The organism is Streptomyces sp. NPDC058701, from assembly GCF_042715295.1.
Classification (GTDB): Bacteria; Actinomycetota; Actinomycetes; order Streptomycetales; family Streptomycetaceae; genus Streptomyces.
In genome coordinates this window covers 75,231-88,411 of record NZ_JBHXSY010000015.1, presented here as the reverse complement: position 1 = coordinate 88,411, position 13,181 = coordinate 75,231, and the positions used below count along the sequence as shown (strand labels likewise).

The following is a 13,181-nucleotide window of genomic DNA, read 5'->3' as shown; positions in this document are numbered from 1 at the left end:
GGCCCCGGAGCCACCGCCGGACCACCCCCGACGAGCCCCCGCCCCCGCCGCGGGCCGGGGCGGGCGGACGGGCTGAGAGGATGGGCCGGTGACAGCTGACCAGCCCCGCGGCCCCGAACCCGTCCACACGCCCGCCGCCCAGGCAGGCGTCCTCGTCCTCGCCGGGACCCCGATCGGCGACCTGGCGGACGCCCCGCCGCGGCTCGGCGCCGAGCTGGAGCGGGCGGACGTGATCGCCGCCGAGGACACCCGGCGGCTGCGCCGGCTGACGCAGGGGCTCGGGGTGCACACCACCGGGCGGGTGCTCTCGTACTTCGAGGGCAACGAGTCGGCCCGCACCCCGGAGCTCGTCGAGGCCCTGGAGGCGGGCAAGCGGGTGCTGCTGGTGACCGACGCGGGCATGCCCTCCGTCTCGGACCCCGGCTACCGGCTGGTCGCCGCCGCCGTGCAGAAGGACATCAAGGTCACCGCCGTGCCGGGCCCGTCCGCGGTGCTCACCGCGCTCGCGCTCTCCGGACTGCCGGTGGACCGGTTCTGCTTCGAGGGCTTCCTGCCGCGCAAGGCGGGCGAGCGTCTGGGCCGCCTGCGCGAGGTCGCCGGCGAGCGGCGCACGCTCGTCTACTTCGAGGCCCCGCACCGGCTCGACGACGCCCTCGCCGCCATGGCGGAGGTCTTCGGCGCCGACCGGCGGGCGGCCGTGTGCCGCGAGCTGACCAAGACGTACGAGGAGGTCAAGCGCGGCGGGCTCGGCGAGCTCGCGGCCTGGGCCGCCGAGGGCGTCCGCGGCGAGATCACCGTCGTCGTCGAGGGCGCGCCGGCGGCCTTGCCCGGCGACGTGGACGCCGAGGAGCTGGTGCGCAGGGTGCGGGTGCGCGAGGAGGCGGGGGAGCGGCGCAAGGAGGCCATCGCGGCGGTCGCGGCCGAGGCCGGGGTACCCAAGCGCGAGGTCTTCGACGCGGTGGTGACGGCAAAGAACGAGGCTCGAAAGGTGCCCTCGTCCGGTAAAGAGCTAACCTGAAAGGCAAAGCTCAGACCGCGCACCGGGCGCTTTGGGCATGAGTCGCCCAAGGACCGTCCAACACTCGACCCAGCCTGATGCGCTCCCGCCCGGAGAGGCGTCCACTGGCCATGGCACCAGTGGAACAAGAGGAGCTGGCATGAGTGAGATCGCAGACACCCCGGTACCCGTCGCCGCCGCGGTTCCCCGCGCCGTGTCCACCCCCGCCCTGCAGATCGTGCACGAGGCCTACTCGTTCGCCTGCATGAGGTGCGGCTACGGCTGGGAGCAGGCGTACGAGATAGAGCACCGCGTCGACGGCGCGGGACGCCCGTTCATCACCTACACGGCCGACCGGGAGCGGGTGCCCTCCCCGCTGTCGAACCCGACCTGCCTGAACTGCGGCGGGCACGTCGTACGGATCATGCGGGCGGGGCAGGTCTCCTCCGTGCTCGGGATGATCGACCAGCTCTACCACCACCCCGTCGCGCCCGGCATCGCCGGACCCGTCCCCGCGGGTCAGAACGTCCCCAGGGCCCCGAAGTCGCCCAGGCCGCCGAGGGCCCCGAAGCCGCGCAGGGCCTCCCGGCTCCACGACGCCCCCGGACCGGTCGCCGTGGACGCCGCCGGCGAGCGCCGGGGACCGCTCGCCCGGCTGAGGGGGCTTTTCCGCCGGTCATAGGATCGGCGGCATGAGCACCGCTTCGAAGGACGCCCCGCCGCCGCTGCCCGAACCGCTGCGGGTCGCGGTGGCCGACTCGCACACCCACCTCGACATGCAGGCCGACACCGTCGACGAGGGCCTCGCCAAGGCCGCGTCGGTGGGCGTGACCACGGTCGTCCAGGTGGGCTGCGACGTGAAGGGGTCCCGCTGGGCCGCCGAGACCGCGGCCCGGTACCCGAACGTCCACGCCGCCGTGGCGCTTCACCCGAACGAAGCCCCCCGCATCGTGCACGGGGACCCCGACGGCTGGTCCCGGCAGGGAGCCCGGACCGGTGGCGGCGAGTCCGCGCTCGATGACGCGCTGGCCGAGATCGAGGCGCTCGCCGCGCTCGGCCATGTGAAGGCGGTCGGGGAGACCGGCCTCGACTACTTCCGGACCGGCCCGGAGGGCGCGGCCGCGCAGGAGCGTTCCTTCCGCGCCCACATCGAGATCGCCAAGCGGCGGGGCAAGGCGCTGGTCATCCACGACCGGGACGCCCACGCGGACGTGCTGCGCGTCCTGCGCGAGGAGGGCGCCCCCGAACGGACCGTCTTCCACTGCTACTCGGGGGACGCCGAGATGGCCCGCGCGTGCGCGGCCGCCGGGTACTACATGTCCTTCGCCGGGACCGTCACCTTCAAGAACGCCGCTCCCCTGCGCGAGGCCCTCGCCGTGGCCCCGCTGGAGCTGGTGCTCGTCGAGACGGACGCCCCGTACCTGACCCCGGCGCCGTACCGCGGACGTCCCAACGCGCCCTACCTCATTCCGCTGACCGTACGGGCGATGGCCGCCGTCCGGGGCCTCGACGAGGACGCCATGGCCACCGCCCTGGCCGCCAACACGGCGCGCGCCTTCGACTACTGACGCCCCGCCGGACCCGGCCCGCCGGTCTCCCCGGAACCCGGTCCGGACATCCGCGCGATCGCCACGCTGTGTAATCGAACAGCTTGGGAGCGTGACGGATCCTCCGCTAAGGTGCCGTGCCCGAACCAGCGGGGGCCGGACCAGTGGAGCGAGCGTCGTGAGCGATACGCAGGGCAGTCACCGCCGTGGCGGTCCCGTGCCGGAGGCGTACGAGGACGAGGCCCGGGGCCGGCCGGCCGCCCCGTGGGACCCGGCGGAAGCGGACGCCCCGACGGCAACCGCGGCGGCCCCGGACGCTCCGGCGGGCCGCCGCCGCCGGGGGGCCCCGGCCGCCGCCGTGACGCTCCCCGGCGCCGTGACCATCCCCGCCCCCGGCGGCGAACCGGGCACGGGCCGCCGCCGCGGGGCCGGGGAGCTCGCCGACGCCGCGGCGGCCGCCCCGTCCGGCTCCGGCAGACGCCGGGGCAGCGCCGCCGAAGCCGCGGGGCCGGGGATCCTGCCCGCACCCGCCGGACCCGGCCGGCGCCGGGGCGGCCGGCCCGACGTACCGCTCGCGGGCTCGGGCTCCGGCCGCCGCCGGGGTCCCGCCGAGGCGGTGGCGGCCCCGTTCGCGCCGGCCGTCCCCGCGCCGGCCGTCCCGGCGCCGGCGCCCGGGGGGCCGGCCGGGGCTCCCGGCGCCGGACGCCGGCGCGGCGCCCGTACGGCGGGGACCTCCGCCCGCGGCGCGACCTGGCGGCGGATCGTCCCCCAGGCGCTGGTCGTCGCCTTCCTCGCCGGCGGCACCACCGCGTTCGTCGCCGCGGACAAGGCCGTACGCCTCACCGTCGACGGGGTCTCCCGCGACCTGCACACCTTCGCCGACGACATCGGCGAACTGCTCGCCTCCGAAGGACTCGGCACCGGCCCCCACGACCTCGTCGCCCCCGCCCGCGACGCCCGTCTCGACGACGGCGAGGAGATCGTCGTCCGCTACGGCCGCCCGCTGCGCCTCACCCTCGACGGCAGGCAGCGCGAGGTGTGGACCACCGCCCGCACCGTCGAGGGCGCCCTGCGCCAGTTCGGCATCCGCGCCGAGGGCGCCTACCTCTCGGCTCCCCGCACCGCGCCGGTCCCGCGCGCCGGCCTCGCCCTCAGCGTCCGTACCGAGCGCAGCGTCACCTTCCTCGCCGACGGCCGCGAGCGCACGATCCGCACCAACGCCGCCACCGTCCGGGACGCCCTCGACCAGGCCGGCATCACCCTGCGCGGCGAGGACACCACCTCCGTGCCCTCCACCGCCTTCCCGCGCGACGGCCAGACCGTCACCGTGCTCCGGATCACCGGCAGCCGCGAGGTCCGCGAAGAGCGCGTCCCCTACACGACGGAGCGGGTCAAGGACCCCACCCTGTTCGCCGGCACCGAGGTCGTCGAGCGGGTCGGCCGGCCGGGCGCCCGCCGGGTCACGTACAGCCTGCGCACCGTCAACGGGGTCCGGCAGAAACCCCGCCGGATCGCCGAGGAGACCGTCCGCGAGCCCGTCCGGCAGCTCGTCAAGGTGGGCACGAAACCGCTGCCGACCTCGGTCGCCGGCGCCGACGGCCTCAACTGGGCGGCGCTGGCCCAGTGCGAGTCCGGCGGCCGCCCCTCCGCCACCGACCCCTCGGGGACCTACGGCGGCCTCTACCAGTTCGACGTCCGCACCTGGCAGGGGCTCGGCGGGAGCGGCCGCCCGCAGGACGCCCCGGGATCGGAGCAGACGTTCCGGGCGAAGAAGCTCTACGTCCAGCGGGGCGCGAGCCCCTGGCCCCACTGCGGCCGCCGGCTGTAGGCCTTCCCTCCGCCTGCCGTCCCCCCGCCTTCCCCGTCCCTCCCGGCGCGGGCCCGCCCGTTCGATCTGAGACGCTTTACCGGTGAGCACCGCAGAGCAGCAGCCCGAGAACCCCGAGAACCCCGAGACCCCCGCATCCGACTCCCTCCTCGGCCCCGCCGACATCCGGGAGCTGGCCGCGGCCCTGGGCGTACGCCCGACGAAGCAGAAGGGCCAGAACTTCGTCATCGACGCCAACACGGTCCGCCGTATCGTGCGCACCGCCGGGGTCCGCCCCGACGACGTGGTGGTCGAGGTCGGCCCGGGCCTGGGCTCGCTGACGCTCGCGCTGCTGGAAGCCGCGGACCGGGTGGTCGCGGTGGAGATCGACGACATCCTCGCGGCTGCGCTGCCCGCCACCATCGAGGCCCGGATGCCCGCGCGCCAGGACCGCTTCGCGCTGGTCCACTCCGACGCGATGCTGGTCACGGAGCTGCCCGGCCCGCCGCCCACCGCGCTCGTCGCGAACCTGCCGTACAACGTGGCCGTGCCCGTGCTGCTCACCATGCTCGACCGCTTCCCGAGCATCGAGCGGACCCTGGTCATGGTGCAGGCCGAGGTCGCCGACCGTCTGGCCGCCGAGCCCGGCAACAAGGTCTACGGAGTCCCCTCCGTGAAGGCCAACTGGTACGCGCACGTCAAGCGCGCCGGGTCCATCGGCCGCAAGGTCTTCTGGCCCGCGCCGAACGTCGACTCCGGCCTCGTCTCGCTCGTCCGCCGCACGGAGCCCGTCAAGACCACCGCCACCAAGGCCGAGGTCTTCGCGGTCGTGGACGCGGCCTTCGCCCAGCGCCGCAAGACGCTGCGCGCCGCCCTGGCCGGCTGGGCCGGCTCGGCGGCCGGCGCCGAGGCGGCCCTGGTCGCCGCCGGCGTCTCGCCGCAGGCGCGCGGGGAGTCGCTGACGGTGGAGGAGTTCGCGGCGATCGCCGAGCACAAGCCGGCGGTGCGGGAGCCCGCGCTGTGAGCGGCGCCGTGACCGTACGGGTCCCCGCGAAGGTCAACGTGCGCCTCGCGGTGGGCGCGGCCCGCCCCGACGGCTTCCACGACCTGGCCAACGTCTTCCTGGCCGTCTCCCTCTTCGACGAGGTGACGGCCACCGCGGCCGACGCGCTGACGGTGACCTGCGAGGGCCCCGACGCGCACCGGGTCCCGCTGGACCGCGGCAACCTCGCGGCGCGCGCCGCCGAGATGCTGGCGGAGCGCGCCGGCCTCGACCCGGCCGTCCACCTGCACATCGACAAGCGCATCCCGGTGGCGGGCGGCATGGCGGGCGGCAGCGCCGACGGCGCCGCGGCCCTGCTGGCCTGCGACGCCCTGTGGGGCCTGAGCACCCCGCGCGCCGAACTCCTCGACATCTGCGCGGCCCTGGGCAGCGACGTCCCGTTCAGCCTGGTGGGCGGCGCCGCGCTCGGCACCGGCCGCGGCGAGCTGCTGACCCCGGTGGACGCGGGCACCTTCCACTGGGTGTTCGCGGTCGCCGACGGCGGACTGTCGACCCCGGCCGTCTTCCGCGAGTTCGACCGCCTCGCCGCCGCCTCGGGTACGGAGGTCCCCGCGCCGGTCGCGCCGCCGGAGCTGCTGGCCGCCCTCGCCTCGGGCGACCCGGACGCGCTGGCCGCGACCCTGGCCAACGACCTGCAGCCCGCCGCCCTCTCGCTGCGGCCGGGGCTGGCCGGCGTCCTGGCCGCGGGGGCCGACGCCGGAGCGCTGGCCGGGCTGGTCTCCGGATCGGGCCCGACCACGGCGTTCCTGGTCCGGGACGCGGAGGCCGCCGCCAAGGTGGCCGCCGGGCTCGACGCCTCCGGGACCTGCCGCGCCACCCACGTGGCGTCCGGCCCGGCGGCCGGCGCGACGGTCCTGCCGGCCTGACCCCGCTCGCCCGGGCCCCGGCAACGGGCCCCGGGGAGCCGCGGGCGGGCGTACCCAGGCCGGAACTGAGTACCCGTACCCTGTCGCGGGCCCCGGCCGGCCGCGATGTTGGGGACATGACCGTCAGCTCCAGCGCCATCGCCGCCGCGACCCCCGCCACGCGGGACCGGTACGTCGACCTGCTCCGCGCGGCCTCCCTCGGCACCGTCGTGTGCGGCCACTGGCTGATGGCGGCCGTCAGCGGCGACGGCATGGGGAACCTGCTCGCCCTCGTGCCCGGGCTCCAGGTCCTCACCTGGGTGCTCCAGGTCATGCCCGTCTTCTTCTTCGTCGGCGGCTTCTCGCACGCCCTGTCCTACCGCTCCCTCGCCCGCCGGACCGACGGCGGCGCGTACGCGGGCTTCCTGCGGGCCCGCCTCCGGCGGCTGCTGCGGCCCACCCTCGTGTTCGTCCTGGTCTGGGGCGCGGCCGCCCTCGCGCTCCAGCTCGCCGGCGCCGGCGGCGGACGGCTGACCGGAGCCGCCCTGCGGCTGGTCACCCAGCCGCTGTGGTTCATCGGGATCTACCTCGCCATGGTCGCCTTCACCCCGCCGCTGCTGCGGCTCCACGAACGCTTCGGCTGGGGCGCCTTCGCCGGGCTGGCCGGGGCGGCCGCCCTCGTCGACGTGCTGCGCTTCGCGCTGGGGGTGCCGTACGCCGAGTTCCTGAACTTCGCCTTCGTCTGGCTCGCCGTGCACCAGCTGGGCTTCCTGCGCGCCGACGGCCGTCTGGGCGGTCTGCGCCGGCCCGCGGCCCTGGCCGCCGCCGGACTCGGCGGGGCCGTGCTGCTCGTCGCCTACGGGCCGTACCCGCTGTCCATGGTCGGGATGCCCGGCGAGAAGGTGTCCAACATGGCGCCGCCCACCCTCGCCCTGCTCTGCCACGGCCTGTGGCTCGTCGGAGCCGTCCAGCTCCTCGCCGGACCCGCCACCGCCCGGCTGCGCCGCCCGCGCGTCTGGCGCGCGGTCGTCGCCGCCAACGGCATCGCCATGACCGCCTTCCTCTGGCACCTCACCGCGATGCTGGGGGTGTACGCGGCCCAGCTCGCCCTGGGCCTCGCCCTCCCGGTCCCGGCCGACGCGGCCTGGTGGGCGCAGGTCCCCGTGCGGCTCGCCTTCGCCGCCCTGCTGACCGCGCTCCTCGTCGCGGTGTTCCGCCGCTTCGAGGCCCCGGCCCGGCCGGGGCCCGCCGAGCCCCCGGGGAGCGCCCCGGCCGGTGGCGGGCCGGCGGCCGCCCTCGGCGTCACGCTCTGCCTCCTGGGCGTCCTCGGCCTGTCCATGACCGGCCTCGGCGGCCTGCTGGAGGGCCACAGCGCCGTACTGATCGCCGTCCCGGTCACCGCGCCCGCCGCGATCGGCATGACGCTCGCGGGCTGGCTCCTGGTGGAACGGTCGGGCCCGGCCCGGAGGGTTAGGCTGAGGGGCTGATCCACACCCCTTCCCTGGAGCGCGTCTGATGGCCGTCAATCTGGTCAATGTCGAGGCAGTCAGCAAGGTGTACGGCACACGTACCCTGCTCGACGGCATTTCCCTCGGCGTGTCCGAGGGGGACCGGATCGGCGTCGTCGGTCGCAACGGCGACGGGAAGACCACCCTCATCCGGATGATCGCCAAACTGGAGGAGCCCGACAGCGGACGGGTCACCCAGAACAGCGGACTGCGCATGGGCGTCCTCACCCAGCACGACTCCCTCGACCCCGCGGCCACCGTCCGCCACGAGATCATCGGGGACATGGCCGACCACGAGTGGGCCGGCAACGCCAAGATCCGCGACGTGCTCACCGGCCTCTTCGGCGGGCTGGACCTGCCCGGCTTCGGCCAGGGCCTGGACACCGTCATCGGCCCGCTCTCCGGCGGCGAGCGCCGCCGGATCGCGCTGGCCCAGCTGCTCATCGCCGACCAGGACCTGCTGATCCTCGACGAGCCCACCAACCACCTCGACGTCGAGGGCATCTCCTGGCTCGCCAAGCACCTCCAGGAGCGCCGCTCCGCGCTCGTCTGCGTCACCCACGACCGCTGGTTCCTCGACCAGGTCTGCACCCGCATGTGGGACGTGCAGCGCGGTGACGTGCACGAGTACGAGGGCGGCTACAGCGACTACGTCTTCGCCCGCGCCGAGCGCGACCGCATCGCCGCCACCGAGGAGTCCAAGCGGCAGAACCTGATGCGCAAGGAGCTGGCCTGGCTGCGCCGCGGCGCTCCCGCCCGGACCTCCAAGCCCCGCTACCGCATCGAGGCCGCCAACGAGCTCATCGCCGACGTGCCGCCGCCGCGCGACACCTCCGAGCTGATGAAGTTCGCCAACGCCCGCCTCGGCAAGACGGTGTTCGACCTGGAGGACGTCACCGTCCAGGCCGGCCCGAAGACCCTGCTGGAGCACCTGACCTGGCACCTCGGCCCCGGCGACCGCGTCGGCCTGGTCGGTGTCAACGGCGCCGGCAAGACCTCCCTGCTGCGCGCCCTGGCCGAGGCCGCCCGCACCCAGGGCGAGGTCCAGCCCGCCGCGGGCAAGGTCATCGTGGGCAAGACCGTCAAGCTCGCCTACCTCTCCCAGGAGGTCGGCGAACTCGACCCCTCGCTGCGGGTCCTCGAAGCCGTCCAGCGGGTGCGCGACCGCGTCGACCTCGGCAAGGGCCGCGAGATGACGGCGGGTCAGCTGTGCGAGCAGTTCGGGTTCACCAAGGAGAAGCAGTGGACGCCGGTCGGCGACCTCTCCGGCGGTGAGCGGCGACGGCTGCAGATCCTGCGCCTGCTGATGGACGAGCCGAACGTCCTCTTCCTCGACGAGCCCACCAACGACCTCGACATCGAGACCCTGACCCAGCTGGAGGACCTCCTCGACGGCTGGCCCGGGTCGATGATCGTGATCTCCCACGACCGGTTCTTCATCGAGCGCACCACCGACACGGTGATGGCCCTGCTCGGCGACGCCAGCCTGCGGATGCTGCCGCGCGGTCTGGACGAGTACCTGGAGCGCCGCCGGAGGATGATCGAGGCGGCCGCGCCGGCGCCCGCCGCCGCCCCGGCCGGGGCCAAGACGTCCGCCTCCGGCGAATCCCGCGCCGCGAAGAAGGAGCTCCAGAAGATCGAGCGGCAGCTGAACAAGCTCTCCGACCGCGAGAGCAGCCTGCACGCGCAGATCGCCGAGAACTCCACCGACTACGACAAGGTGGCCAAGCTCGACGCGGAGCTGAGGGAACTCCTCTCCGACCGCGACGACTTGGAGATGCGCTGGCTGGAGCTGGCGGAGGAGGCGTAGCCTCCGGCCGTCCTCCGGACCGACTGGCCGGATAACGACGGCGTCACGGGCCGGTCCTCCCTTGGGAACAGGGGGCGGACCGGCCCGGCACAAGGAAGGCGTGAGTGATAGAAAGGCATCCCCCACGACCTCCCCGAAGCCGAAAGCGTGCGCTGATGACCGAGCCGCCCCAGCCGCCGAACCAGCCGCCGACACCCTCCGGTTACGGTCACCTGCCCGGCCCGCCCCAGCCCGGCTACGGATATCCGCCGCAGGGCGCGAACCCGTACGCGCAGCAACCGCCGTACGGCCAGCCGCCGCAGCAACAGCCGCAGCCGGCGCCGCAGCAGCCTCCGCAGTACCCCCAGCAGCAGCCCCCGCCCGGCTACGCCTATCCGCCGCAGCCCCCGACCGTGCACTCGGGCCAGGCGCTCGGCGGCTCCGGCACCCCGCCGAAGAAGAAGGCGACCGTCCTGATCGCGGCCGCCGTCGCCGGCCTCCTCGTCCTCGGCACGGGCGGGTACCTCGCCTTCTCCGGCGGCGACGGCGCGGACCCCGAGAAGCCCGTGGCGCAGGGATCCGCCCCCGCCGACCCCAAGCCCTCGGCCCCGGCCGAGGCCGACAAGGGCGACGGCACCGGCAACGGCGCCGGGGAGGAAGACCTCAACGCCGGCCGCCAGCAGGGCGAGGACAAGGTCCTGTGGCTGAAGACCGCCAAGATCGACGGCCCCGGCATGGGAGTCGAGTCCGAGGGCCAGTGGGTCGTCGGCGACACCGTCGTCAAGAGCGTCTGGAAGTCCCTCACCGGCTACGGCGTCGCCGACGGCAAGGAGAAGTGGACGCTTTCCTTCCCCGCCGCGGTCTGCTCCGTCACCCCGCAGACCACCGCCGACAACAAGACGGTCGTCATGTACCGGGAGAGCGAGGCGGAGTCCGCCGCCTGCACGCAGATGCGCGTGGTCGACCTCGCGTCGGGCAAGGAGGTCTGGTCCAAGGAGGTGCCCAAGGAGCAGCTCTTCGACATCTTCACCAGCCCGACCGTCGCCATCACCGGCGACACCGTGGCCATCAGCCGCGCCGGCACCGCCAGCGCCTTCAAGGTCAGCAGCGGTGACAAGCTCTTCGCCAGCACCCAGGCCGAGGGCTGCAAGCCCAGCTCCTACGCGGCCGGCAACGGCAGGATGGTCGGCCTCGCCACCTGCCTCGACGACGACAAGACCGCCGAGATCCAGGGCACCGACCCGGTCACCGGCAAGCGCGGCTGGACCTACCGGGTCCCCAAGGGCTTCAAGGTCACCAGCGTCTACTCGCTGGACCCGCTCGTCGTCGACCTCGGCAACGAGGCGACGAAGGAACGCGTCATCACGGTGATCGGAGCCGACGGGAAGCAGGGCCCCAACCTCTCCGCCGAGGGGAAGTTCCCGCTCGGCTGCGGGGACACCGGCATCTTCCGGTCCCTCTCCGTCTGCTCCTCGGCCGTCGTCGACGGCGGGGCCCTCTACCTCGCGACCGCGCGCGACCCCGTCGCGGGCAACGCCGTCGTCGCCTTCGACCTGTCCACCGGCAAGGAGAAGTGGCGCACCCCGGCCGGGGCCGAGCGCACCCTCACCCCGCTCAAGGCCGCCGGCGGCCAGCTCATCGCCTATCGCAAGGCCGAGTACGACAAGGGCGGCGAGATCCTCTCGATCCCGGCCGGCGGCGCCACCCCCACCGCGCTCCTGCGCAACCCGTCGGGCGCGGCGGCCCCGGTCGAGAGCGCCTTCCACACCCCCAGGCTCGACTACGTCGACGGGCGGTTCTTCCTCTCCGTATCGCGCCTGCAGGCCCGGGGCAAGGACGAGAAGTTCCTGATGGTCTTCGGCAAGTGAACGCGTCCAACGAGCCGCCCACCGAGAGGCAGTAGCAACCGATGAGCACCCCGCCGCCCCCCAGCCAGCCGCCGTCCGGCGGCTTCGGAGCGCCGCAGGATCCCCCGCCGGGCGGATTCGGCGCGCCCGTGCCGCCGCCCGTGCCGCCGACGCCCCCCCAGCAGCCCCCGGCCGGGTACGGATACCCGCAGCAGCCCCCGGCGGGCTACGGATATCCGCAGCAGCAGCAGCCCGGCCCCGGCACCCCGCCGCCGTACGGGCAGCCGCCCGCCGTGCCGGTCCAGGCCGCCCGGCCCCCGGCCGGCGGCAACGACAAGCGCACCCAGCTGATGATCGTCGGCGCGGCCCTGCTCGCCATCGTCATGATCGTCGGAGGCGGCTTCTGGTACGTCTCCGGCGACGGCGGCGGCACCGGCGGGCAGCCCACCGCGAGCGGCAGCCCCAGCGCCGGCCCCGACGGCAAGCCCCAGGGCGCGGGCGGCTCCGAGAAGGTGCCCGCCAACCCCAAGTCGAAGCCGCTGCTGAACCAGCCGAGCCCGCAGCCGGCCGACATCGCGAACGTCGCCGGCTCCTGGCTGACCGACTCCACCTACGTCAAGTCCGACGTGGCCAAGGTGGTCGGCTACAACGTCGTCGACGGCGGCAAGAAGTGGGAGCTGCCCTTCCCCGGCGAGCTCTGCGGCGCGTCCCGGCACGTCAGCGACAACAAGACGGCCGTCCTCTTCAAGGCGGTCATGCCCACGCCCGAGAACAAGTACCCGCAGTGCACCGAGGTCGGTGTCATCGACCTCGCCGCCGGCAAGCTCCTCTGGTCCGGCAACGCCAAGGGCGCCACCAGCGGCGACAAGCCCGTGTCCTACTACGAGGTCACGCTCAGCGGCCAGACCGTAGCGGCCGCGGGTACCGCGGGCGGCGCCGCCTGGAACCTCGCCGACGGCAAGTCCCTGTGGCTGCCCAAGATCGACGGTGAGGGCTGCCGCGACGCGGGCTACGCGGGCGGCGAGGCCCTCGGCGTCATCCGCAAGTGCGGCCGGAGCTCCAGCCCGACCCTGCACGCGCAGCTCCTCGACCCGGCCACCGGCGCGCCCACGGCCTCGTACAAGCTCGCGCCGGGCATCGAGTACGCCGGCATCGTCTCCACGAAGCCCCTGATCGTCGGGGCCGATGTCGGCAAGACCGCCAAGAACGCCACCGGCGTCAGCGACCTCTTCGTCATCGCGCCCACGGGCGAGCTGAAGGCGCGCATCTCGCTCGCCGACGGCACGTTCGCCGGCAAGTGCGCGGCCACCGAGGTCGAGAAGTGCTCCAACATGGTCGTCGGCAACGGCAAGATCTACGTGCCCTCCTACGAGCACCAGGGCGGCGCGTCCGCCAGCGGCCGCACGAACGAGCTGCTCTCCTTCGACCTGGAGACCGGCAAGCAGACCACCGACCGCGCCGACGCCGGCGACGGGTTCACGCTGTCCCCGCTGCGCATGGACGGCTCGAACGTCATCGCCTACAAGAGGCCCCCCTACGACAAGGGCGGCCAGATCGTCAGCATCGACGGGACGACCATGAAGGAGACCCTCCTCATGCAGAACCCGTCGGAGAAGACGAGCCAGCGCATCGAGACCGCCTTCTCGCCCGAGTACTCCGAGTACCGCTACCACAACGGCAAGCTGTTCATCTCGCGCACGACGGCCCGCAAGCCGTACTCGGACAAGAGCGACCCCGAGTACCTCTTCGTCTCCTTCACGGCGAGCTGACCGCTCCCG

10 protein-coding genes are annotated in these 13,181 nt (G+C 74.4%); all 10 read left to right on the top strand.

Going from position 1 to position 13,181, the window contains the following annotated elements:
• Positions 1–88: 88 nt before the first annotated feature.
• Positions 89–1,018, top strand: coding sequence for a 16S rRNA (cytidine(1402)-2'-O)-methyltransferase (rsmI, locus tag ACFWW8_RS18535; RefSeq protein WP_386529983.1), 930 nt, complete (start codon positions 89–91; stop codon positions 1,016–1,018).
• A gap of 139 nt (positions 1,019–1,157) precedes the next feature.
• A complete protein-coding gene (locus ACFWW8_RS18530; protein WP_386529981.1) occupies positions 1,158–1,679 on the top strand; it encodes a hypothetical protein in 522 nt (173 codons plus the stop codon).
• 10 nt (positions 1,680–1,689) lie between these two features.
• Positions 1,690–2,565: a TatD family hydrolase gene (locus ACFWW8_RS18525; RefSeq protein WP_386529979.1), complete on the top strand. Its 876-nt coding sequence runs from the start codon at positions 1,690–1,692 to the stop codon at positions 2,563–2,565.
• Between the two features lie 595 nt (positions 2,566–3,160).
• A complete protein-coding gene (locus ACFWW8_RS18520; RefSeq protein WP_386530099.1) occupies positions 3,161–4,372 on the top strand; it encodes a ubiquitin-like domain-containing protein in 1,212 nt (403 codons plus the stop codon).
• An 82-nt stretch (positions 4,373–4,454) separates the two neighbouring features.
• Entirely contained in the window at positions 4,455–5,375 is a 921-nt protein-coding gene (gene rsmA, locus ACFWW8_RS18515; RefSeq protein WP_386529977.1) for a 16S rRNA (adenine(1518)-N(6)/adenine(1519)-N(6))-dimethyltransferase RsmA, read from the top strand.
• Positions 5,372–6,280 carry a 4-(cytidine 5'-diphospho)-2-C-methyl-D-erythritol kinase gene (locus ACFWW8_RS18510; RefSeq protein WP_386529976.1) on the top strand — a complete coding sequence of 303 codons (909 nt, stop codon included), beginning with the start codon at positions 5,372–5,374 and terminating at the stop codon, positions 6,278–6,280. Before rsmA ends, ACFWW8_RS18510 begins: the two co-directional genes overlap by 4 nt.
• 116 nt (positions 6,281–6,396) lie before the next feature.
• Positions 6,397–7,746, top strand: coding sequence for an acyltransferase (locus ACFWW8_RS18505; protein WP_386529975.1), 1,350 nt, complete (start codon positions 6,397–6,399; stop codon positions 7,744–7,746).
• Between the two features lie 28 nt (positions 7,747–7,774).
• Positions 7,775–9,577, top strand: a complete 1,803-nt coding sequence (locus tag ACFWW8_RS18500; protein WP_386529973.1) for an ABC-F family ATP-binding cassette domain-containing protein — start codon at positions 7,775–7,777, stop codon at positions 9,575–9,577.
• A 155-nt stretch (positions 9,578–9,732) separates the two neighbouring features.
• Entirely contained in the window at positions 9,733–11,424 is a 1,692-nt protein-coding gene (locus ACFWW8_RS18495; protein WP_386529971.1) for a PQQ-binding-like beta-propeller repeat protein, read from the top strand.
• A 41-nt stretch (positions 11,425–11,465) separates the two neighbouring features.
• Positions 11,466–13,172, top strand: coding sequence for a hypothetical protein (locus ACFWW8_RS18490; RefSeq protein WP_386529970.1), 1,707 nt, complete (start codon positions 11,466–11,468; stop codon positions 13,170–13,172).
• The last annotated feature ends 9 nt before the right edge of the window (positions 13,173–13,181 follow it).

Excerpts from the sequence above, each read along its gene's own strand:
- ACFWW8_RS18530 (WP_386529981.1), top strand. The coding sequence starts at position 1,158 with ATGAGTGAGATCGCAGACACCCCGGTACCCGTCGCCGCCGCGGTTCCC.
- ACFWW8_RS18525 (WP_386529979.1), top strand. The coding sequence starts at position 1,690 with ATGAGCACCGCTTCGAAGGACGCCCCGCCGCCGCTGCCCGAACCGCTG.
- ACFWW8_RS18505 (WP_386529975.1), top strand. The coding sequence starts at position 6,397 with ATGACCGTCAGCTCCAGCGCCATCGCCGCCGCGACCCCCGCCACGCGG.
- ACFWW8_RS18500 (WP_386529973.1), top strand. The coding sequence starts at position 7,775 with ATGGCCGTCAATCTGGTCAATGTCGAGGCAGTCAGCAAGGTGTACGGC.
- ACFWW8_RS18495 (WP_386529971.1), top strand. The coding sequence starts at position 9,733 with ATGACCGAGCCGCCCCAGCCGCCGAACCAGCCGCCGACACCCTCCGGT.
- ACFWW8_RS18490 (WP_386529970.1), top strand. The coding sequence starts at position 11,466 with ATGAGCACCCCGCCGCCCCCCAGCCAGCCGCCGTCCGGCGGCTTCGGA.